This is a genomic window from Pseudomonadota bacterium (assembly GCA_026388255.1).
GTDB lineage: Bacteria > Desulfobacterota > Syntrophorhabdia > Syntrophorhabdales > Syntrophorhabdaceae > JAPLKB01.
This window is the reverse complement of the sequence record JAPLKC010000023.1, coordinates 15,958-37,860: the sequence shown is the minus strand read 5'-3', so window position 1 is coordinate 37,860 and position 21,903 is coordinate 15,958. Positions and strand designations below refer to the sequence as shown.

Sequence of the window (21,903 nt, the reverse complement as noted above, 5' to 3'; positions counted from 1 at the left end):
GGTTATGCATAAATTATGTCAATGTTTTCAAGATAAATTGAAAGTTCATAGGCATATCTCTTGATTGCTTCATAATTTTTATCTTTTGCTGCTTCCTCTATTGACTTGCCAAGTGTGGAGATATCATCAAATCCGTAGCCTCCACCAGAGCCTTTCATGCTATGTCCTATAATCCGTATGCTCTCATAATCCTCGCGCCCAAGGGAGACCAGCAGGGACTTTATATCTTTTTGTCTGTTTTCGAGGTATCCGGGTATCAGGTCTTCCAAATCCTTGTCTATGCGAACAATTGTTTTCCCTTTACTTGTATCGGTATCATATGTCATGGGGAATTGCTCCTCCTTTCAAAAGATGCTTATCCTACATGCTTACAAAACATATAATAACTTGATGAATATTGTTTTTCAACAGGTTATGCAACATCTGTTTTTGAAAACAAAAAGAACTTTAAATAAAGACGAATATCTTCGCTTTTAAAAGGCGGGTTTCTTGAACGAGCAGTTGCAGTTTTAACCTGTTATCATAAAAAAATTACAATGAATCTAAATACAGCATTACTATGATATTGTAGTTGAGATACAATTTGTCTTCCAGTTTTTTTATTACGTTCAGGTAGAGCATGGTATGATCATCAGAAAAAGTAATTTTGAATATTTCTAAATATATTTCCGACTCAACTATCGACCTAAGTTCTTCAAGTTCAATGGATTTAGATATTTCTCAGGCAGATGACATTTTGTTTTTAAGTTTTATAAATATGTTTTCAAGCGCTGTATGATGTTCCTTGACTTTTTTTCTTACATCTTCCAAGAAATAGTCTTTTAGCTGGGGATATTCCAGTTGTGAATAATCTGTAATCCTTGAAGAATGCGGGATAACATGGCCCGGATATATATAAACTCCTTTTTTAACAATACAGAGTCCTTCATAAGAATAATAAGTGTATGTTCTCTCTGAGTTGCTGGTACAGGATATGGATATAGCTGGTATTCAAACCAGAGGTGGTTTGAGCCCGGAAAAGGGAGATTTATGGAGTTATTTATCCTACGCGCTTCTTTGCGCTGCTCATTTTTCATATTATACAGCTTATTTAAAATCTTTTACTCTAAAAGGGCAGACTTTCAAAAAAACATAGTAAATAAACCTTTTACAAAACGAATAGTTGGTTATAATATAATAGCCTATGGCAGATAAAATTCTGATTGTCGACGATAGTGAAGATCTGAGAAAACTTCTTTTACTTATACTGAAAAGGGCAGGATATGAGGTGATGGAAGCATCCAATGGCTCTGACGGAATTAAAAAGGCAGACACATTTGCCCCTGATCTTATACTTCTCGATATTGTAATGCCTGGAATTGATGGCTATGAAGTATGTGTAAAGTTTAAACAGGCTGAGCAAACAATGGATATACCCATTATTTTTCTTTCTGCAAAAACCGACACAGCAGATAAGATAAAAGGGCTTGAAATGGGCGGAGCAGATTATATTACCAAGCCTTTTGACAAGGGCGAGGTGGTTGCAAGGGTGCAGAACCAGCTTAAAATCCGTCACTTAACCCATGAATTAATCGACAAAAACAGGGAATTAACGGTCAAGCAAAAAAGGCTTGATGAAGACCTTGAGGCAGCGGGAGGCATTCAACGAAGTTTGCTGCCGCAAAAAATTCCGCATATTGAAGGACTTGATGTAGCCTGGAAATTTCTCCCTTCATATTTAATCGGGGGAGATATATTCAACATTATCCAGCTCGATGAAAACAATATAGCCTTTTACATGATTGATGTAAGCGGTCACGGCGTTCCTTCTGCTCTCGTTACCGTTTCCCTGTCCCAGATACTGCAACCCAATATTGGCAATATTACAAAAAGAAAATATGATAGGCCGCCAGGTTATAAAATAGCTTCACCTAAAGAAGTGATGCAGGCCCTTGACAACGAATATCCTCTCGAGCGGTTTGATAAATATTTTACCATGACATATTTAATTATTAATATCCTTGATAATACGGTTTTTTACAGCAATGCCGCACATCCAGCACCTGTACTCCTGCGACACAATGGCAATATGGAATTTTTAGATAAAGGCGGGACCATCATAGGGATGGGTGGAATAATGCCCTTTGAAGAAGAACAAAAAATGCTTAAAGAAAGAGACAAAATTATACTTTATACAGATGGTGTAGTTGAGTTTCAGAACAAAAATGGTGAGTTTTACGGTGAAGAACGTTTTTATTCCCTACTTGAAACCATTAAAAACGAAACTGTTGACAACATGCTTAATAAGGTAATAGCCTCTATTAATAACTTTGGAGAAGGTATAATAGAGTTTCAGGACGACATTACGCTTGTAGGAATTGAATATAAGAAAGAAGGTTGAGTGGACTGGCATGACAATTGTAAGCCCCAATTATGATGAATTGCTTTGGTTCATACAATGAGCGAAAAGGGGAGGTCCCGGCAGCTTGGTTTACGGATTACGTATGGGGCGCCAGGGTATCCGCGGGGGTCCAAATAATTGAAAGGAGATAACATGCAAATACATGGTAAGAAACTCGGTGAAATTCTGGTTGTCAAGCCTTTTGAGAAAAGAATCGATGCTTCTTTATCCACTGATTTAAAAGGAAGAATGGTGGATTGGATTAATAATGGAAACAAACGAATAGTGCTCGACCTTTCTGAAGTGGAATTCATAGACAGCAGTGGGCTAGGGGCGATTGTGTCGAGTTTAAAAACAATCGGCAACGAGGGATATCTTGTGATTTGCGGTATGAACGAAACTGTGAAAAACCTTTTCCATCTGACACGTATAGACCGGGTATTTCAAATATTCCTATCTGAAGAAGAAGCAATAAAGTCAATCACATGATGAACATAAAAGAAATTTTACCGGATAAATCAATTGCTCTGTCAATTGAGAGCAGGTTTGAGAACGTATCTCTTGTAGGTATCACAGTAAAAGCCATATGTGATTTTATATTCATTAACAAAAATGAGCCTTATAACATGGAATTAAGTGTGACAGAAGCAGTAACTAATGCAATAAAACACGCATACAACTCTGAGCAGGGACAAAATGTTGAAATTAATATTTTTGTTTATAGCGATAAAATGGTTTTTAAGATAAGTGACATTGGCAAGGGCATGAATCCCACTCAGTGCAATTCCAACCATGTATGCCTCGATTTTGAGCCGGATAAAATTGAAACGCTACCCGTTGGCGGAATGGGTTTGCATATCATAAACTCCCTGATGGACGAAGTGCTATATGAGACGATCGAAGGGAAAAACACCATAACATTAGTTAAATTTATTAAGAAATAAGATAATTTGATCTTACTTATTAACCGACTTCTTTCTTCTGAAGGTTTTCCCCGTCGGCAACATGTAATGTGTAAAAATCCTTTTCAGCAGTCATCGAATATATAATGCAGTCAGTGCCGATTGTTGCATTATCGGGTATAACAGAATATTTACCTATGAGTGTCAGACCTGTATTGAGATGGTCGGGAAAGAGGCGATTGGCAACCAAAGCATCACCAATGCCTATATGTGATTTTTTCCCGATAAACACCTTTTTATCTATGATGCACCGCTCCACAAGAGACCCTTCTTTAATGACTGTATCATGCATAACAACAGAATTTTTTACAGAGACACCTTGTTCTATTGCTACCCCGGGGGATAGAACGCAGTTTTCCACTTTGCCGGAAATTATACATCCAGGTGATATTACTGAATTCATTATATGACCTGTTTTTGTAACCATAATGGGTGGACGATCATAAGGAATTCCCTTTGTACTTAAATTCGACATTATCTTCCATGCTTCAGGAGAAAGCCCGCTTGCGGCATCGAGAATGTCCATATTTGCATCCCAGTAAGCCTGAACAGTCCCCACATCACGCCAGTAGCCATCAAAAGGATATGCGAAGACATTACCTTCCTGTAATGCATTCGGGATAATATGGTGCCCGAAATCTAACTCTTTTGTTGCTTCAAGAAGCTCAACGAGATAATCCCTGTCGAAGACGTATATTCCCATTGAGGCAAGGTTTGATTTTGCCTGGGGGGATTTTTCTTCCCACTCTATGATACGGTATTGTTCATTAATGATGGCTGTGCCGAATTGATGGGTTTCTTCCCAGGGTACTTCTATCATACTTATGGTAACCTTGGCTCCATGCTCGTGGTGAAATTGGAGCATTGACCGGTAATCCATATGGTATATGTGATCTCCGGAGAGGACAAGGACGTTTTTATAACTCCCTGAGGTGAAAAAATCCAGATTCTGACGGACTGCATCAGCCGTGCCTCTATACCAGTCCCATTCCTTCTCCCCTGTTTTTGGAGGTAGTATCTTTGTGCTCCGGGAACGTCCTGAAAGATCCCAGGACGAACCATTGCCTATATGATCCATAAGAGAAAGAGGCTTGTACTGGGTGAGTACCGCAACGTTTGCAAGACGTGAGTTTGCTATATTGCTGAGCGTGAAATCAATAATCCTGTATATGCCGCCAAATGGAACAGCGGGTTTTGCCCGATGGCTTACGAGGATATTCAGTCTGCTTCCCACCCCACCGGCCAGAAGCAGTACCGCAGTATCTTTCATTTAATAATTTCTCCTGTGCGATAAATACTTTTTGTAAAATTTGCAGGTCCAAGATTTGGATATACTGTTACACCCGATGAAATCTTCGTTTCTCTGGCTATGCGTGTTCCCATACCTATGACGGTGAGCTCGCCGGAGGCATCTTCTCCGATTTGTGCATTTACTCCGACCGTTACATCTTCATCAATTATAGTTTTCATTACCCTTGCGTTCTGTTTGATGACGGTGTTGGAAAATAGTATCGAGTCTTCAACTACTGCCTGGCTATCTACTTTGGCGCCAGGAAAGAGTATTGAACGAATTACTTTGCCTCTGATCTTACATCCGGAATAAAACAGGGAGTCTTCAACCTTTGCGTCAGGGCTTATTAAAGCCGGTTGACGATCACGAATATTGAAATTGGAAAGGTTTGTACATATATGCCAGGATGCAATATCGATCCCGGGAGAATCCCCCAGGAGGTCCATGCTCGTCTGCCAGTATTCCTGGGGTGTACGGGTATATCCCCAATAGCCGTGATGTTTATACCCAAATACCTTATAATTATTGGCCAGTAAAAAAGGGATAATGTCTTTACCGAATTCGTGTGAATTCTCCTCTGCATTTGACTTGAGAGCCTCAAAAAGGGCATAGGGTGTAAACATATAGATAGTTAAGGAAGCCCATTCAAAAGGTGTTTTGTCGCTTTTTTCCGTGTATTGTAATACTCTACCGCCTCTTGCGTCTCCTTCTTCAATATTGGCCAGACCAAAACGATGGGCGCCTTCCTTCGGCACTTTTGCAAAGGCTATGGTAAGATCGGCGCCTTTCTCCAGATGAAACCTGATCATCTCCCGATAATCCATTTTGTATATGTGGTCTCCTGATAATACAACAATTAGTTCGGGCATATGGTTACTGAGAAAATCAAGATTCTGATACACTGCATCGGCAGTACCTTTGTACCAGTCAGACGTCCCCATGCCTTTAAACGGCGGGAGTATGGTGACAAACCTGTTGCGTCCCGACATATCCCATGGTTCTCCGTTACGCATATGCTCCATCAAATAAAGAGGCTTATATTGAGAGAGGATTCCCACCTTCTCAATGCCTGAATACATCAAATTGCTCATGGGAAAATCAATGATGCGGTAAAGCCCGCCGTAAGGCATTGCAGATTTCGGTCTAAAAAAGGTGAGTACCCCCAGATCGTCCACCCTTGCACCTGCCAGTATCATTGCAATGATATCCAAAAAAACTCCTTTTCACAATTCAGTAACTTATAAACAAGATACAACCTTATTATACTGTCTTCTCAGTTCATAATCAATTGCACTGTTCAGATTCAAATTCATCGATTATTTTTTCCAATCTTTTTCTTCCCTTGACATAGACGGTTTTTTGAGGAAATGGTGTTTCGTATCCCCTTAATAAATATACTCTTCAAATAAATTTCCAACCTATCTTTCGTCCCTTTCCGTTAATTTTAGTATTATGCATCAATTCTTTTTTGTGTTTTCATTATCCTTATTGTCTGCACAGGTTTGTTTGTTTCTTGATATCCGAAATGAGAATACGAGTATACTTCCTATAATGACCCCTATGAGTACAGAAAGAAATACTACTATTGCGAGAGATGCTGCAAATTTCCAGAAAAAAAAGGAAATTGCAACAGGTGCTGCATTCTGAACTGAAAATATGGTAACCAACAGCAAAATAATGATTACAACAATCAATATGCTCATTGATGCCCCCTTTAAAAGTTAATCAGATTCATAATGATTTTCTCCTGCAATTTTTCTTGTCGATAAATTCTGTTAAATCAACTCTTTTTCATCCTATTATCTTTTACCCTATTTTTTCAACAAATAAACATGTTTGTTATCGTAATAATGTTTGTACTTTATGCTTTTGCAATGGGATAAAAATATTAGTCAGGCCTTTGTTGTTTTTATTGTGATAATTATTTCAATCAATAGATTCCTCAAAACTCTGTCTCTGCCGCGGTGAAGTTCATTTACTTTTCAATCAATAAAAGATTGTTTCGTGCCAAAATGAAATTTGGATCAAGCTGCAACGCCCTTAAATAAGCCTTCCGCGCCTCTTTGGAACGTCCCGCAAGATAGTAAGCGTAGCCGAGATTATTAAAGATTCTTGCTTTGTTCGGCGAGTTCAGCGCAGTATCCTTCCATAGGGTGATTTCGTTACGATAGACATTATTGCGTGATATTGTGAATGCTCCTAAAATCAAACAAAGGGTAATGATGCATGTCCAGATATATTTCAGATTTATGTTAAATTTTGCAAACAGGATTGCAAGACCTGTCGAGAAAATGAGAAAAATTCCCCATCCGGCGAGATAGAAGTGTCTTTCGTTAATGATATCAATCCTGGGTATAAACGAATTTACCGGTAGAAGATGCAGGAAAAACCAGCATATCACAAAGTATATCCAGGGACATTTTTTCCGGCATATAATCCCTGCAACAACCATGAAACCCAAAAAGGATGCATAAAAAATAAGCATGGGAGACCATTGTGTTATAACCGGCAGGTCCGGATCAATATTGAGTTTGTGAACCATGACAAGCCGCGAGAGAAGATAAATAATACCATGAATCTGGCTCAAAATGTTGTCATGGACGCTACGAAAGTTAAGGCCGAAGGAAATAAGTTGCCTATATCTCGGGTGGGTAAATATTAATAAGGCTATTATACATAACAACGCCCAGTGAACCCGTTGAAACCTGAAGGCTCGCCGGACAGAAAAGTTTGTATTTCTATCAATAGTTTCCCATAATAAAAGTGCCGCCGGGAGTGTAACCGCCACTTCTTTGGTAATTACAGCAAAAATAAACAGTACCGGAGATAGAACATACATAAAAATGGGATGGTCAATATCCCTCCCATGCACATAGGCAAGGAAACTGCCCATGTAGAAGAGCGTAATCAGCGATGCAGACCGGCCGCTGATATATGTCACTGCCTCTGTCTGGATCGGGTGAACTGTAAAAAAAAGGGCGGCAATCAAAGGAACATATGTTTTTAAGGTATCCGGTATATTCTGCTGAACTTCCATAATTTTTTGCGAAAGGGCATAAACCAATATTGTATTGACAGTATGTATGCCCAGATTGAACAGATGAAACCCGAAAAGCCCCATACCTGAAGTCCAGTTGAGGGTCCAGGTAAATTTCAGGAATGAACGTATGCCGCCATGATATGCATCTCCCCACCAGGCTGACCACGAATGGACTACAGGATTGAACACGATTACATTAAAGTCATCAAACTGGAATGTGCCCCTGAACGAATTCAGATAAACAAGGGTAGTGGCGGATACAAGTATTATAAAGTGGAGTTTGCGTTTCACGAATTAGATGCCTGCCAATGGGGTTTTTGGAGACTTTCTAACATTGGCTATTATACAAGTTTTCCGGTTGATGTTTAGAAGGAGTAACTTCTTCCGTCAATAAGTCTGAGTGTAAAGAAGTTTTCATCATGGGAAAGGCTATAAAATTTATCATCCTTTTCTTCCCAGAAGTAATTGGGAGACCGTTCTTATAATTATTGCCCTGTCTTTGATAAGGTTTTTACCTGGCAACTTTTCAATCAATAGATTCCTCGAAGCTCTGCTTCGGGGTAGTTTATTTCTAAACCGTTTTTATAAAAAAACGACTACGAAATCGGTAAGCCCTTGATAATCCGATACCCATGGTCCGAACCGGATAAGGTCGGAACCGTTATTAAGCAGTATGGTAGCCGGTGCATACCAGTCAAACTTCCAGAGCGTTCTATCTGTTGCGGTTTCTTTCACAATGCCGTTTCCTTCTTCGCCATACGGGGCTTTTGGTCTCATTTCGACAATGAACTTTCTGTTTTTGCTTGTACTGTATGGTTTGTTAGGGGATATGCTGTCTGCATGCAGGGGATTGGCAATAAATATTACAGCGCATATTGTAAATAAGATGATCGAATAAACAGATTTTGCAATTTTCATAAGCTCATTATTTTAACAGGTTATACTTATGGATTGTCAATATAACAAATTAAGCTGTAATATTAATTATTTGAGATCATAGGTTCCCATGTTGATACGGTTTGAAATTCCCCTACATGGATATATCTGATTATTTCGACTTCCATAAGCGCAGTTGTCGGGGCCTTTATAAATTCTTCAAAGTCTGGATGTTTATTAAGGAAAATACGTGCAAACTCGTCCCATAAATTGCCTCTTTTTACAGGGCGGGCAATGCCGAGGCATGTTAATGTTTCAAGCTTAATGAGATTTTTGTTGCCACTTGACCTGTTGTCAATTAATAGTGCCACTTGCTTTGAATTAATCATATTCCTGTATTTGTGGGTATCTTTTGTTGTTGCAAAAATCAGCTTTTTTAAATCCGGTGTTATGGCATAAGCAACCAGGGAGGTGTAGGGGGTATTGGTGTCCTGCGTCGCAAGAATGCTAAACGATTCAACTTTATCAAGAAACTTCAATCTCTCTACAACAGACACCGAGCCCTTTTTAACTATCCCAGGTAATTGATCTGACATAATCTACGTACTCCTTCATAAAATCTGTTTTACATCTGTCATAGCTCATATAATATATCTTACCAAAAATACTTCCTTCGTTCCCGAAGCCCCGTATTAAATTTATCATAATTGTATCTTACCACCACAGATTAAATCTTGCTATGCTAACTATAAAGTATTATTGAAATATGTCAATATAGTTGTATATATAATATAGAGACTGATGCAATTCGCGCTGTTAGGTAGCCCTTGATTTACTCCATATAAACTTATATAATTATGGACATTTAATGGAGGTTCAAGTGAGAGATATTTATTGTGGTTTAATTAAAAGCGAAGATATAGGGAAGACGCTACACCTGTCAGGGTGGGTATACAGGAGAAGAGACCACGGTAGTCTGATTTTTGTAGATTTAAGAGATGTAACAGGAATTGTTCAGGTAGTTTTTTCTCCTGATATATCTGTAGATGCCCATCAAAAGGCAGGAAATATAAAGCAGGAGTATGTCATTAGTGTCAAGGGCAGGGTTGCGAAAAGACCTGAAGAGACAGAAAATCAAAATATTCCCACCGGCAAAGTAGAAGTCCTGGTGGAGACCTTTGAGATTTTAAATACTTGTAAAACGCTGCCTTTTCAACTTGATGATGAAGAGACAAACGAATCCCTTAGATTGAAGTACCGATACCTTGACATGAGAAGACCCGAGATTCAGAAGATATTTGTTGACAGGAGTCGTGCATATAAGGTTACAAGGGATTATTTTGTATCGAATGGTTTTCATGAGTTCGAAACACCGTTTTTTACGAAGAGTACACCGGAAGGCGCCAGGGATTTTATTGTCCCTAGCCGTCTGAATCAGGGCATGTTCTATGCTTTACCCCAGTCTCCCCAGCTTTACAAGCAGATTTTGATGATAGCCGGATTTGACAGGTATTTCCAGATTGCAAGGTGTTTCAGGGATGAAGATTTGCGGGCAGACAGACAGCCTGAATTTACCCAGATTGATGTTGAGATGAGCTTTGTGGATGTAGATGATGTGATCAGTATGGGCGAGGGACTGATTAGCGCCCTTTATGAAGCCTTAAGAGGCGAGATGATAGAAACCCCGTTTATGAGGATGACATACAATGAAGCAATGAATCTATATGGTTCGGATAAACCTGATTTACGGTTTGAACTGACCATGGTAAATTTGACCGATATTTTTAGACAGACCGGTTTCGGGGTTTTTAAAAAGACCATAGAAAATAATGGTGAGATCAAGGCCCTTATATTTAAAGGCAAGACCCTGTCAAGGAAGGATCTTGATACTGCTGTTGACGTTGCAAAAGAAATCGGGGCGGGCGGTCTTATCTGGATTCGCAAGGAAAATAATGTTTTGCAGTCACCTACGGTCAAATATTTAAGCGAAGATGAAAAAACTTTTTTAGAAGAAAAACTTGGTGTTGAAAATGGCGATGTAATTTTTATTATGAGTGATAAACGAGATAAAGTGAATGAACTTATGGGAAGGTTAAGGCTATATCTTGGCGAGAAATATGGACTGATCCGTAAGGATGAATTCAGGTTCTTGTGGGTAGTAGACTTCCCACTTCTTGAATACAGTGAAGAAGACAAAAGGTATGTTGCGCGACACCATCCCTTTACGTCTCCTCAGGGGAAGATAAAAGATTTCGAGGGGGACTATGATTCTATTAAAGCAAAGGCTTACGACCTTGTTCTAAACGGTGTGGAGCTTGGAGGCGGAAGCATACGTATATACAGCACAGATGAGCAGATGGAGATGTTTAAACTTCTTGGTATTAAAGAAGAAGAAGCGTTTGAGAAATTTGGATTTTTACTTGAGGCCCTGGAGATGGGCGCGCCTCCGCATGGCGGCATTGCCTTCGGTTTTGACAGAATAATCATGATGTTTTTGAAACTTGACAGCATCAGGGAGGTTATACCTTTCCCGAAGACACAGAAGGGAACATGTCCCCTAACCGGCGCTCCATCAAGGGTTGCACAAAGACAATTGAATGAATTGAAAATAAAGGTAACGGTCGAATCAACATAATAATGTTTTCAGTTCACAGTTTTGCTGCAAGCTATATATCGATTTTTTACCGTGAAACGTAATTGTGAACAAATAAGGAGGTTTCCTTGAAAAAGAAGAAAGGCTTTATATTTAAAAATGTTGCCAGAGGTACGAAATATCCTTTGATAGACGTTGAAATTCCTGAGCTTTTCAGGGATGTTTTTCCGTATACGGAAATGTGCAAAGTAAAATTTGACCACAAGATCGAACTCATCGACCCCCCTGATGATATATTTATTACGGATACAACATTCAGAGACGGTCAGCAATCCAGGCCGCCTTTTACGGCAAAGCAGATTGAAGACCTTTTTGATTTTTTGCATAGGCTCGGCGGAGCGAACGGTGTGATAAGACAAAGCGAGTTTTTCCTTTATGGCGATAAAGATAAAGATGCCGTTGTAAGATGTCTTGACAAAGGCTACCGTTATCCAGAAATTACCGGCTGGATAAGAGCTGTAAAAGAGGACTTACAGCTTGTAAAAGATCTGGGACTAAAAGAGACAGGCATACTTACAAGTGCTTCTGATTATCATATATTCATGAAATTAAAGAAAACGCGCTCACAGGTTTTTAAAGACTATGTAAAGATTGTAGAAAGCACTCTTGAACACGGCATAATTCCGAGGTGTCATTTTGAGGATATAACAAGGGCCGACATATATGGTTTCTGCGTTCCCTTTGCACAAGCCCTAGTTAATATGTCGGAAGAGGCAAAGATACCGGTAAAGATAAGGCTCTGTGATACTCTCGGGATTGGCATTACGTATCCTGGTGCAGCACTTCCGCGGTCTATGGGAAAAATTATCAGGGCTATGATTGATGATGCCGGGGTTCCTTCAGAGTATCTTGAATGGCACGGTCATAATGATTTTAACAAAGTTATTATAAATAGTGTGAGCGCATGGCTTTATGGCTGTTCATATGTAAATGGAACATTGCTCGGTATAGGGGAGAGGACCGGTAATGCCCCTATTGAAGGACTTATAATGGAATATATATCTCTTACAGGTGAAGAGAATGGTGTTGATACTAAGGTAATTACGGAGATCAGGAACTATTTTGAAAAAGAATTGGGCTATCACATACCGAGGACCCAGCCCTTAGTAGGACTTGATTTTAATGCAACATCAGCAGGTGTACATATAGACGGTTTATTGAAAAATGAAGAGATATACTCATCTTTTGACACAAACAAGCTTCTCGACAGGCCAATAACCGTTAATATAACCGATAAGTCAGGTCTCGCGGGAATTGCGCACTGGATAAGCTCGCATTTTGCACTGGTTGGAAAAGATAGGGTAGAAAAGACACATCCTGGAGTAGCGAAGATTAACAAAAGGATAATCAAGCAGTATGATGAAGGAAGAGTAACCTCTATGTCGGATGATGAGATGGAGCATGCTGTCAGAAGGTATATGCCCGAAATATTTATGTCTGAATTCGAGCTTTTGAAGAAAAAAGCTCATGACATGGCGGCGCATTTAATAGAAAAATATATTGAAAATATTGATATAAAGAGCATGGCGCCGTTACAACAAGAGAATGCATTAAAAAATATTGTTGAGGAATATCCCTATATACAGTTTGCATATACTGTTAACAGTGAAGGCATTAAAATTACAAGAAATATCACACAGGTGGTAGACAGAGCCAAATACTCCAAAATAGGTTTGCATGAGGATTTTTCAGATAGGGACTGGTTTATAAATCCCATGAAAACAGGAAAGATTAGTGTAACGGATATATATTCATCAAAAATTACCGGCGCTCTTTGTGTAACCGTTTCTGGACCTATTAGAGATGAGTTCGGGGATATAATAGGCATATTGGGTCTTGATATCAGATTTGAAGATTTGACAAAGGCCGGGGAATAAACAAATGGGTAAGACAATAGTCGAAAAAATATTGAGTATGAATACAGGAACAGATGTAATAAAGGGAGATTATGCGATTGCGAATGTTGACAGAATACTCCTGCAGGATGGGACTGCCCCACTTGCCATAAAAAAATTTAAGGAGATGGGATTTAAAAAGCTTTTTGACGGCAGCAGGATCAATTTTTTTATTGACCATGCATCCCCGAGTTCAAGAATGGAGCTTTCAAATGACCACATAACGATAAAAGAATTTGCGCAAGCATATGGTGCCAATTTGTATGATGTTGGTGATGGCATATGTCATCAGATTATGATGGAACGTGTATTGTCCCCATCTGAAGTACTGCTCGGCGCAGATTCGCATACATGTACCGGAGGAGCCCTTGGGGCTTTTTCAACCGGTATGGGATCAACGGATATTGCTGTTGCTATGGGACTTGGGAAGACCTGGCTGAGGATTCCGGAAACAATTAAATTTGATATTGATGGGGAATTTCCTTCAGGTGTTTTTACAAAGGATTTAATTTTAAAAATTATCGGCATGATTGGTGCAGATGGTGCTACTTACAAATCCATGGAGTTTACGGGAGAAACATTATTCCATCTCGATGTAGAAGAAAGAATGACCATTGCCAATATGGCAGTAGAAGCAGGGGCGAAATGTGGACTTTTTCCTTCAGATATTATGACATTCCTTTATCTTAAAAAAATGAGGAGAGAAAAGCAGTATATTGAAATACTGCCTGATGATAAAGCACATTATGAAAAAATAATTGAAATTGATTTAGGACATTTAGCGCCAATGGTAAGTCTTCCACATGAAGTTGATAACACGAGAAGCATAGAAGATAAACAAGTAAAGGCAATAAATGTCAACCAGGTTTTTATCGGTTCATGTACAAACGGGAGAATAGAAGATTTGCGGATAGCATCATTAATTCTGAAAGGCAGAAAAAAATATAAAGATGTGAGGCTTTTGGTGGCCCCTGCTTCGAGAATGATTTACTATCAAGCTTTACAGGAAGGTATACTTACAACACTTTTTGAAGCCGGTGCAACGATTTTGCCGCCCGGATGCGGGCCATGTATAGGCCTCCACCAGGGTGTCCTGGGTGACGGAGAGGTTTGTATTTCGACTTCAAACAGAAATTTTTTAGGCAGAATGGGAAACCCTAATTCAGGTATCGTGCTTGCTTCACCGGCCACTGCGGCAGCAAGTGCATTGAAAGGAAAGCTGACGGACCCCAGGGAGGTTTTTGATGATTTTAAAAGGAAGGGTGTGGAGATTTGGAGATAACATCTCTACTGACCATATAATACCGGGTAGATTTTATCATTTAAGGTCCAATCTGGAAGAATTAAAAAAACATGTCTTTGATGATGTTATGCCTGATTTTCATAAAAAGGTAAACAAAGGAGACATTGTGGTAGGTGGAAGAAATTTCGGGCTCGGTTCAAGCAGGGAACATGCACCTTTGATTATTAAAATGGCAGGAATTGACGCGATAGTTGCGAGTTCATTTGCGAGAATATTTTACAGAAATGCTATCAATGTAGGACTTGCAGCAATAATATGCGATGTTGACGGCATAAATGAAGGGGCTACGCTTGAGATTGATATGGATGAAGGTGTAATATTTAATAGAGCAAATGGTATTCAGAGATGCTTCTCCAGACTTCCTTCGATAATGAGGGATATTCTTAAAGAAGGTGGCCTTGATAAATATATTATTAAAAATAAAAAACTGGCGGTCTAATATTGAGAATAAAAAGTTCTAAATTATTGTTTTTGAAAACTTACGGAGATTAAAGATTTGAGCAAAAAAATTGAAATTCCTTATTTGTCAGGCGACGGTGCCGGTGAGGACATTTGGAAAGCTTCGAGAGAGGTGTTGGAAGAAGCTGTCATAAAGGCATATAGCGCTGAAAAGAGGATTGAATGGATTGAGGTGCTTGCAGGGCAGAAAGCTCTTGAATGTGCCGGATCATTACTTCCGCAAGAGACTTTGGAGATCATAAAGCAATACCGAATAGGCATAAAAGGTCCCCTGACTACGCCTGTCGGTGGAGGGTTTAGAAGCTTAAATGTCTATTTAAGACAGGTTTTAGATCTCTATGTTTGTATAAGGCCTGTAAGGTATTTTAAGGGTTTGCCAAGCCCTTTAAAAATGCCTGAGAAGGTTGATATTATTATTTTCAGAGAAAATACTGAAGATATTTATAGAGGTATTGAATGGAAGGAAGGTTCAAAAGAAGCAAAGACCTTTATAAAATTTTTGAAGGATAAGATGGGTGTAACAATACCGGATGATGCCGGGGTAGGGGTTAAGCCGATAAGTAAGGATAAAACAATAAGATTTACAAAATGGGCAATAAACTATGCAATAAAAAATAAAAGAAAAATGATCACCGTTGTCCACAAAGGTAATATCATGAAATATACGGAAGGGGCCTTCAGAGAATGGGCCTATGATGCTGCAAAGGATTTTGAAGATTTTATTACATTTGATATGGAAAAAGACAAAATATCCTTTAACGACAGAATTGCCGATAATATGTTCATGCAGGTGATAATGAAACCCGAAGATTATGATATCCTTTTGTGTCCCAATCTTAACGGCGATTATCTTTCCGATGCTTGCGCAGCACTGATAGGGGGGTTAGGTGTTGCTCCAGGGGCAAATATTGGTGATGATGTGGCAATTTTTGAACCGACGCATGGAAGTGCCCCGAAATATGCTGGGAAAGATATGGTTAACCCTACCTCTTTTTTGCTTTCAGGATCAATGATGTTTGAATATATGGGCCTTGATAAAGCAGCGCAAGTGCTGAAAGAGGCAATAGAGGAGACAATAAGGAGCGGGATTATGACCTATGACCTTGCACGGCAGATTAAAGGGGTAAAACCGGTTAAATGCTCGGAGTTTGGGGAAGCAGTATTAAAAAGAATATTATAGAACTTATTGATGTGAAGGTAAACATAGGTCTTATAAGTCATTTTTGACCTATATTATTCCCTTGCAGATGACAAGAGAGGATAGATATTATGTTAGATGATACAAAAAACAGAATAGATGCATTAGCAGAAAGAATGAACAGCCTAAGGGGTTATCTTTGACCTCTCTGCCATAAACAAACAGATTGATAAGCTTGATAAAGAGATTTCACAAGGAACTTTTTGGGAAGACCAGGAAAATGCACAGAAAATATTAAAGGAAAGAGCGAGGCTCCAGGAAGAAATTAATCGATGGGAAGGACAGGAAAAAGAACTCGAAGAGGTGCTTATATTAAACGAGATAGTCAGGGAGACGGATGATCCGAAAGACATTGATGAATTGGTTACAAGGGTTGGATATCTCGATGAGCTATTAAGCAAATATGAGATCGAGAGAATGCTTGGAGGTGAAAACGATAAGGAAAATGCAATTGTTTATATAAATGCCGGCGCTGGTGGCACAGAAGCCCAGGACTGGGTTGAAATGCTGCTCAGAATGTATCTTAAGTGGGCTGAAAAAGAAAAGTTTGAAACAGAGGTGGTTGATCTGCTTCAAGGTGACGAAGCTGGTGTAAAGAGTGTTACCTTCCTTGTAAGGGGTTCATATGCATACGGTTATTTGAAGTGTGAAAACGGAATTCACCGACTGGTCAGAGTGTCGCCTTTTGACGCAAACAACAGGAGGCATACATCCTTTGCATCTGTATATGCATATCCTGAATTACCGGACAATATAGCCGTTGATATTAATGAGGAAGACCTGAAAATAGATACGTTCCGATCAAGTGGTCCCGGAGGACAGCATGTGAACAGGACTGAATCTGCCATACGGATTACACATACCCCCACAGGTATTGTTGTTCAGTGCCAGAACGAGCGCTCCCAGCACAAGAATAAGGCGATAGCAATGGCAATATTGAAATCGAGGCTGTACGAACTTGAGAAGAAAAAGCAGGAAGAGAAGATGGATACTTTAAATAAGGAGAAAAAGGACATTGCCTGGGGCAGCCAGATCCGTTCTTACATTCTACATCCGTATAAGCTTGTTAAAGACCACAGGACAAAAATTGAAGAGCATAATGCGGATGCAGTACTTGATGGAGGGATTGAGCCCTTTATTAAGGCGTGCCTTTTATTCTTGACTTTTGAGCAGAAAAAGGAGGATAATTAACAAGATATGGAACTATTGGGCGAGAATAAATTAGACGAACTCGAAGGGAAAATTGAGAAGTTAGTAATTAATTATAAGGCTGTAAAAGAGGAAAAAGATAAGCTACTTGTTAAAATTCAAGCATTAGAAGCACAAAACATAGAATTGAAAGAAAAAACTGAAGGTTCAAAGAGTGAAAAGGAACTAATAGCCAATAAAATTGCAAAGATTTTAGAAAAGATAGACAAAGCTGAGGTTTGAAGAAGTAAATGGAAAAAAAGGTTGAAGTAAATATATTAAATCAACCATTTACGTTTATTGGCGAGGACGAAGAAAGAATTAGAAGGGTAGCACAAGATGTTGATGAAAGAATAAGTCGTATTGTTAATGATTACGGGATAGTAAACACGATGAACGCGGTTATAATGGCAATGATGGAGTTAACAGATGAATTTTTTGAGATAAGGGCGCATACCGAAAAGTTTAAGGGGAGGACCCTGAATCTTTTAAAAAGGGTTGAAGAATTATGAAATTCCCTGCGGTGTACGTGATAGATGGTGGACTTTGAGCCAACACCTCTTTTATGGGAACTTCCTCTTGTTGTGGTGTGCATGCTTGCCTTGCTGCAAGAAGCCTAATGCAACAAAAAAGTGCCCACTTAACCGAGAGGTTCAAGACATACTGTTTACACGGCATTCGCGGGGGTTTTTAGGTTAGTTGCTGAGGAAATAGAGATTTAAATATAAATAACTTTATGTTGCTCGGAGGTAGAATAATTTCATTGCATCAGTAATATAAGGTACTCTTTTCCCTCAAAATACTGGCCCCTAATGGTGTTTTATTTGTATATATTTATGAGGGGGCAATTTGAACAATATAGCGATAATTATTATAGCCATAGCAGCTCTTTTTGCTGGTTTTGTACTTGCCAGATTTATTCAGAAAAAAAAGATCGGTGAGTACGAGAAGATTGGCAGGAAAATACTGGATGATGCAAAGAAAGAAGCGGATGTGCTTACTAGAGAGGCATCTATCCAGGCTAAAGATGTTGCAATTCAGTCAAAGAATGAGTTTGAGCAAGAAATAAAAACAAGAAAAATCGAGCTTCAGAATATAGAGAAGCGACTTTCCCAAAAAGAATCAAACCTTGACAAAAAAATCGAGTTAATCGACAAAAAGGAAGATGAGCTATCAAAAAAAGACAGGGAAGCAACAAACAAGCATTCTCAACTTGATAACAAGATCAGGGAATACGAAAACCTGTTAGCAAATGAAAGGAAAAAGCTCGAGAAAATATCAGGGTTAACTGCAGAGGAAGCGAAGAAAATTCTTATGGAATTAATGGAAGATGATGCAAAATATGAAGCCCTGAAAATATGCAAGAAAATTGAGGAAGATGCGAGAGAAAGAGCGGACAAGAAGGCAAAAGAAATCATAGCTCAGTCGATTCAGAGGTATGCAGGCGATTATGTCGGGGAAGACGCTGTCTCAACCGTTTCCCTTCCTAATGAGGAGATGAAAGGCAGGATTATAGGCAGGGAAGGAAGGAACATAAGGGCATTGGAGGCGGCCACAGGCGTTGATATTATCATTGATGATACGCCCGAAGCCGTTATACTCTCATGTTTTAACCCGATAAGAAGGGAAGTTGCACGGATTGCCATCGAAAGACTGATAAGCGACGGGAGGATTCATCCTGCAAGGATTGAAGAGATAGTGTCGAAGGTTGCCGAGGAGATGGAAGAGAAGATAAAAGAGGCTGGCGAACAGGCTATATTCGATCTGGGAATTCACAATGTACACCCTGAGCTTGTAAGGTTGCTTGGACGGTTGAAATACAGGAGCAGCTATGCTCAGAATATATATCAACATTCACTTGAAGTTGCCTTTATATGCGGTATTATAGCATCAGAACTGAGAATTAATATTAAAGAAGCAAAAAGAGCGGGGCTCCTGCATGATATAGGAAAGGCGGTGGACCATGAAGTCGAAGGTTCACATGCTTCACTTGGCGCTGACCTTGCCAAGAAACATGGCGAAAGTGATATAATTGTCCATGCAATCCTTGCACACCACGAAGATATCCAGGCTTCAGGCATCCTTGATGTGATAGTCCAGGCAGCCGATGCTTTATCCGGTGCGAGACCTGGTGCAAGAAGGGAAATGCTCGAAACATATATCAAAAGACTTGACGAACTTGAACGTATTTCTAACAGTTTTCCTGGTGTTGAGAAATCCTATGCTATACAGGCGGGAAGAGAAATACGGATTATTGTAAGCAGCGAGAAAATAAACGACGAACAGACTTATTTACTGTCAAGGGACATTGCAAAGAAGATAGAAACGGACCTTTCTTACCCCGGACAGATTAAGATAGTGGTTATCAGAGAAACAAGGGCTGTAGAGTATGCAAAATGAAATAAAGGTCCTTTTTCTCGGTGATGTCATAGGTAAGCCGGGAAGAAGGGCTGTTGAAACCTTCATAAAAGACGTCAATGTAGATTTCAAAATAATAAATGGTGAAAATTTAGCCGGTGGCATCGGGATTACCCCAAGGGTTGCATTGGAAATGCTGTCTTGTGGAATTGACCTGATAACTACCGGTAATCATGTATGGAAAAAGAAAGAAGCAGCTTCTTTCCTGATGGAAGAGCAGCGTGTCATCAGGCCGCTTAATTATCCGGAAGGGACTCCTGGTCTTGGATATAAGATCATTAAAAAAAACAATATAGAATTATGCGTAGCCAATGTTGAGGGAAGGGTTTTTATGAATTCTCTTGAATGTCCTTTTCGGGCAATGAAAGATCTTACTGAACATTTTGACTATGAGATTCCGATAATTGTGGATTTTCATGCTGAGGCTACGTCGGAAAAAATTGCCCTTGGTTGGTATCTTGATGGGAAGGTTTCGGCAGTCATAGGAACTCATACACATGTTCAGACGGCTGATGAGAGAATTCTGCCGAACGGCACCGGATATATCACAGATGCCGGGATGACAGGCCCTGCAGATTCGGTAATAGGTATGGATAAGACGGCTGTTTTGAAAAGATTTATAACCATGATGCCACATAAATATGAAGTTGGCAAAGAAAACATTGAAGTACAGGGAGTGATTCTGACGATAGACGGCATGACTAATAAATGCTTAAAGATAGAGAGAATAAAGGAAAAGATCAGTTGAAAACTTCAATTTTGACGGTTCGTAATTCCCAGTTAAAAATATTAAAAATGCTTTGGATTATGCTGTGAGTAGGGGACCGTGGAATCAGGCGGGTGTATGGATATAGAACAGGAAATTGAAATAATTAAGCGTGGCGCAGTTGATCTCATCAGTGAAAACGAGCTGAGAGACAAACTGAAGAAGGCAAAATCTGAAAAAAGGCCCTTACGGATTAAGCTCGGACTTGACCCGACCGCCCCCGATTTACATCTTGGTCACACTGTTGTTCTGCAAAAATTAAAGCAATTTCAAGAACTTGGCCATACGGCAATTTTTCTCATCGGGGATTTTACCGGCATGATCGGAGACCCTACCGGAAGGATTGAGGCAAGACCTGCATTAACTAAAGAAGAGCTTCTTCAAAATGCAGAGACTTATAAAGAACAGGTCTTCAAAATCCTTGATCCTGACAAAACAGAGATCAGGTTTAACAGTGAGTGGATGGAGACCATGACAGCTGCGGACATGATCAGGTTATGTGCGAAGTATACGATGGCGCGGATTATGGAACGGGAGGATTTCAAGAACAGATATACAAACAACCTACCCATAAGTATCCATGAATTTTTATATCCCTTGGTGCAGGGATATGATTCCGTGGCATTAAGGGCTGATGTGGAGCTTGGCGGACATGACCAGATTTTTAACCTTTTTGTTGGAAGGGACTTACAGAAGGCTTATGGGCAGGAGTCACAGGTGCTTGTAACAGTACCGTTGCTTGAGGGTACGGACGGCATAAACAAAATGAGTAAAAGCTACGGAAACTATGTCGGAATAGATGAGCCGCCCGATATCATGTTCGGGAAGCTTATGTCCATATCGGATGAGCTGATGCTCAAGTATTATGTGCTTTTGAGTGACATAACCATGGATGAGTTTAAGACATTGAATGATGATTTAAAAAACGGAAAGGTTCATCCGAGAGACACAAAAGTAAACTTTGCGAAGGAAATGATAAAAAGGTTCCATGGAAACACTGAAGCCGAAGCTGCCTGTATAAATTTCGAGAAGATACACAGAGAAAAAGAAATACCCGATGAAGTTGAGATTATAAAATTAAAAAAGGAAAATGATACTATATGGATACCGAAGCTGCTCTTTGATATGGGTATGGTGACATCAACATCAGAAGGAAAACGCATGATCGGACAGGGCGGTGTTGCTGTAACAGATGCTGGAAGTATGACAAAAATAACATCTGAATCGATAATTGCAGATAAGGTTGATGGAGAAATTTTTAAGGTTGGTAAGAGAAAATTCAAAAAAGTTGTTTTTGAAGATAAGCAGTCTTTGACTTGACATAAGAGTGCATTTTATAGTTAACTTAATACCGCACTCCCCGGTAGCTCAATCGGCAGTAGCGTCTGGCTGTTAACCAGTAGGTTGCAGGTTCGAGTCCTGCCCGGGGAGCCAAAAAGAACTCATAGCATTGGCCAATTCGTATGTTTTTATC

21 protein-coding genes, 1 tRNA gene and 1 other RNA gene are annotated in these 21,903 nt (G+C 39.6%); 16 read left to right on the top strand and 7 right to left on the bottom strand.

What is annotated here, in order from left to right:
• Nucleotides 1-2: 2 nt before the first annotated feature.
• Nucleotides 3-326 (bottom strand): Hpt domain-containing protein, encoded by a 324-nt coding sequence (locus tag NT178_02220; GenBank protein MCX5811348.1) that lies wholly within the window; start codon nt 324-326, stop codon nt 3-5.
• A gap of 857 nt (nt 327-1,183) precedes the next feature.
• Here NT178_02220 and NT178_02215 point away from each other — a divergent pair.
• The 3 genes from NT178_02215 (at nt 1,184) to NT178_02205 (ending at nt 3,324) form a co-directional block, all read left to right on the top strand.
• The gene (locus NT178_02215; protein ID MCX5811347.1) at nt 1,184-2,380 is read left to right on the top strand and encodes a SpoIIE family protein phosphatase; all 1,197 of its coding nucleotides are present in this window, start codon (nt 1,184-1,186) and stop codon (nt 2,378-2,380) included.
• A gap of 153 nt (nt 2,381-2,533) precedes the next feature.
• Nucleotides 2,534-2,869, top strand: a complete 336-nt coding sequence (locus NT178_02210; GenBank protein ID MCX5811346.1) for an STAS domain-containing protein — start codon at nt 2,534-2,536, stop codon at nt 2,867-2,869.
• Nucleotides 2,866-3,324: an ATP-binding protein gene (locus NT178_02205; protein MCX5811345.1), complete on the top strand. Its 459-nt coding sequence runs from the start codon at nt 2,866-2,868 to the stop codon at nt 3,322-3,324. Before NT178_02210 ends, NT178_02205 begins: the two co-directional genes overlap by 4 nt.
• Before the next feature lie 19 nt (nt 3,325-3,343).
• Here the strand turns inward: NT178_02205 and NT178_02200 are convergent, their stop codons facing one another.
• From NT178_02200 to NT178_02175, 6 genes are all read right to left on the bottom strand, one after another.
• Nucleotides 3,344-4,612 (bottom strand): sugar phosphate nucleotidyltransferase, encoded by a 1,269-nt coding sequence (locus tag NT178_02200; protein MCX5811344.1) that lies wholly within the window; start codon nt 4,610-4,612, stop codon nt 3,344-3,346.
• Nucleotides 4,609-5,844 (bottom strand): sugar phosphate nucleotidyltransferase, encoded by a 1,236-nt coding sequence (locus NT178_02195; protein ID MCX5811343.1) that lies wholly within the window; start codon nt 5,842-5,844, stop codon nt 4,609-4,611. The genes NT178_02200 and NT178_02195 overlap by 4 nt, the downstream gene beginning before the upstream one ends.
• A 246-nt stretch (nt 5,845-6,090) precedes the next feature.
• Nucleotides 6,091-6,336 (bottom strand): LapA family protein, encoded by a 246-nt coding sequence (locus NT178_02190; protein MCX5811342.1) that lies wholly within the window; start codon nt 6,334-6,336, stop codon nt 6,091-6,093.
• A gap of 272 nt (nt 6,337-6,608) precedes the next feature.
• Nucleotides 6,609-7,964, bottom strand: coding sequence for a tetratricopeptide repeat protein (locus NT178_02185; protein MCX5811341.1), 1,356 nt, complete (start codon nt 7,962-7,964; stop codon nt 6,609-6,611).
• A gap of 291 nt (nt 7,965-8,255) precedes the next feature.
• On the bottom strand, nt 8,256-8,591 hold the full coding sequence (locus NT178_02180; GenBank protein MCX5811340.1) for a hypothetical protein: 336 nt from the start codon (nt 8,589-8,591) through the stop codon (nt 8,256-8,258).
• Between the two features lie 62 nt (nt 8,592-8,653).
• Nucleotides 8,654-9,145 carry a pyridoxamine 5'-phosphate oxidase family protein gene (locus tag NT178_02175; protein ID MCX5811339.1) on the bottom strand — a complete coding sequence of 164 codons (492 nt, stop codon included), beginning with the start codon at nt 9,143-9,145 and terminating at the stop codon, nt 8,654-8,656.
• Between the two features lie 272 nt (nt 9,146-9,417).
• Between NT178_02175 and aspS the strand changes: the two genes are divergently transcribed.
• The 13 genes from aspS (at nt 9,418) to NT178_02110 (ending at nt 21,863) form a co-directional block, all read left to right on the top strand.
• The gene (gene aspS / locus NT178_02170) at nt 9,418-11,184 is read left to right on the top strand and encodes an aspartate--tRNA ligase (GenBank protein MCX5811338.1); all 1,767 of its coding nucleotides are present in this window, start codon (nt 9,418-9,420) and stop codon (nt 11,182-11,184) included.
• A gap of 86 nt (nt 11,185-11,270) precedes the next feature.
• On the top strand, nt 11,271-13,079 hold the full coding sequence (locus NT178_02165; GenBank protein ID MCX5811337.1) for a histone-lysine N-methyltransferase: 1,809 nt from the start codon (nt 11,271-11,273) through the stop codon (nt 13,077-13,079).
• A gap of 4 nt (nt 13,080-13,083) precedes the next feature.
• The gene (locus tag NT178_02160) at nt 13,084-14,379 is read left to right on the top strand and encodes a 3-isopropylmalate dehydratase large subunit (protein MCX5811336.1); all 1,296 of its coding nucleotides are present in this window, start codon (nt 13,084-13,086) and stop codon (nt 14,377-14,379) included.
• Complete coding sequence (locus NT178_02155; GenBank protein ID MCX5811335.1) at nt 14,345-14,839, top strand: 3-isopropylmalate dehydratase; 495 nt, start codon at nt 14,345-14,347, stop codon at nt 14,837-14,839. Before NT178_02160 ends, NT178_02155 begins: the two co-directional genes overlap by 35 nt.
• Nucleotides 14,840-14,896: 57 nt before the next feature.
• Nucleotides 14,897-16,039, top strand: coding sequence for an NADP-dependent isocitrate dehydrogenase (icd, locus tag NT178_02150; protein ID MCX5811334.1), 1,143 nt, complete (start codon nt 14,897-14,899; stop codon nt 16,037-16,039).
• An 89-nt stretch (nt 16,040-16,128) separates the two neighbouring features.
• Nucleotides 16,129-17,248 (top strand): peptide chain release factor 2 gene (gene prfB / locus NT178_02145; protein MCX5811333.1). Its coding sequence is split into 2 segments (ribosomal slippage): nt 16,129-16,197 and nt 16,199-17,248, totalling 1,119 coding nucleotides; the frame shifts between segments, so codons are not numbered across the junction.
• A gap of 6 nt (nt 17,249-17,254) precedes the next feature.
• The gene (locus NT178_02140) at nt 17,255-17,488 is read left to right on the top strand and encodes a hypothetical protein (GenBank protein MCX5811332.1); all 234 of its coding nucleotides are present in this window, start codon (nt 17,255-17,257) and stop codon (nt 17,486-17,488) included.
• Nucleotides 17,489-17,496: 8 nt separating this feature from the next.
• On the top strand, nt 17,497-17,757 hold the full coding sequence (locus NT178_02135; GenBank protein ID MCX5811331.1) for a cell division protein ZapA: 261 nt from the start codon (nt 17,497-17,499) through the stop codon (nt 17,755-17,757).
• Nucleotides 17,758-17,936, top strand: a non-coding RNA gene (gene ssrS / locus NT178_02130) — 6S RNA.
• A 158-nt stretch (nt 17,937-18,094) separates the two neighbouring features.
• Nucleotides 18,095-19,645 carry a ribonuclease Y gene (gene rny / locus NT178_02125; protein MCX5811330.1) on the top strand — a complete coding sequence of 517 codons (1,551 nt, stop codon included), beginning with the start codon at nt 18,095-18,097 and terminating at the stop codon, nt 19,643-19,645.
• A gap of 1 nt (nt 19,646) precedes the next feature.
• Nucleotides 19,647-20,411 carry a TIGR00282 family metallophosphoesterase gene (locus NT178_02120; protein ID MCX5811329.1) on the top strand — a complete coding sequence of 255 codons (765 nt, stop codon included), beginning with the start codon at nt 19,647-19,649 and terminating at the stop codon, nt 20,409-20,411.
• 96 nt (nt 20,412-20,507) lie between these two features.
• On the top strand, nt 20,508-21,749 hold the full coding sequence (gene tyrS / locus NT178_02115) for a tyrosine--tRNA ligase (GenBank protein ID MCX5811328.1): 1,242 nt from the start codon (nt 20,508-20,510) through the stop codon (nt 21,747-21,749).
• A 37-nt stretch (nt 21,750-21,786) separates the two neighbouring features.
• A tRNA-Asn gene (locus NT178_02110) sits at nt 21,787-21,863 on the top strand.
• Nucleotides 21,864-21,903: the final 40 nt, after the last annotated feature.

What these genes read in the sequence shown, in the direction of transcription:
- NT178_02160 (MCX5811336.1), top strand. Translation starts at nt 13,084, where the DNA reads ATGGGTAAGACAATAGTCGAAAAAATATTGAGTATGAATACAGGAACA.
- NT178_02135 (MCX5811331.1), top strand. Translation starts at nt 17,497, where the DNA reads ATGGAAAAAAAGGTTGAAGTAAATATATTAAATCAACCATTTACGTTT.
- aspS (MCX5811338.1), top strand. Translation starts at nt 9,418, where the DNA reads ATGGAGGTTCAAGTGAGAGATATTTATTGTGGTTTAATTAAAAGCGAA.
- NT178_02205 (MCX5811345.1), top strand. Translation starts at nt 2,866, where the DNA reads ATGATGAACATAAAAGAAATTTTACCGGATAAATCAATTGCTCTGTCA.
- NT178_02140 (MCX5811332.1), top strand. Translation starts at nt 17,255, where the DNA reads ATGGAACTATTGGGCGAGAATAAATTAGACGAACTCGAAGGGAAAATT.
- NT178_02210 (MCX5811346.1), top strand. Translation starts at nt 2,534, where the DNA reads ATGCAAATACATGGTAAGAAACTCGGTGAAATTCTGGTTGTCAAGCCT.
- NT178_02180 (MCX5811340.1), bottom strand. Translation starts at nt 8,591, where the DNA reads ATGAAAATTGCAAAATCTGTTTATTCGATCATCTTATTTACAATATGC.
- NT178_02190 (MCX5811342.1), bottom strand. Translation starts at nt 6,336, where the DNA reads ATGAGCATATTGATTGTTGTAATCATTATTTTGCTGTTGGTTACCATA.
- NT178_02215 (MCX5811347.1), top strand. Translation starts at nt 1,184, where the DNA reads ATGGCAGATAAAATTCTGATTGTCGACGATAGTGAAGATCTGAGAAAA.
- NT178_02220 (MCX5811348.1), bottom strand. Translation starts at nt 326, where the DNA reads ATGACATATGATACCGATACAAGTAAAGGGAAAACAATTGTTCGCATA.
- tyrS (MCX5811328.1), top strand. Translation starts at nt 20,508, where the DNA reads ATGGATATAGAACAGGAAATTGAAATAATTAAGCGTGGCGCAGTTGAT.
- NT178_02200 (MCX5811344.1), bottom strand. Translation starts at nt 4,612, where the DNA reads ATGAAAGATACTGCGGTACTGCTTCTGGCCGGTGGGGTGGGAAGCAGA.
- NT178_02175 (MCX5811339.1), bottom strand. Translation starts at nt 9,145, where the DNA reads ATGTCAGATCAATTACCTGGGATAGTTAAAAAGGGCTCGGTGTCTGTT.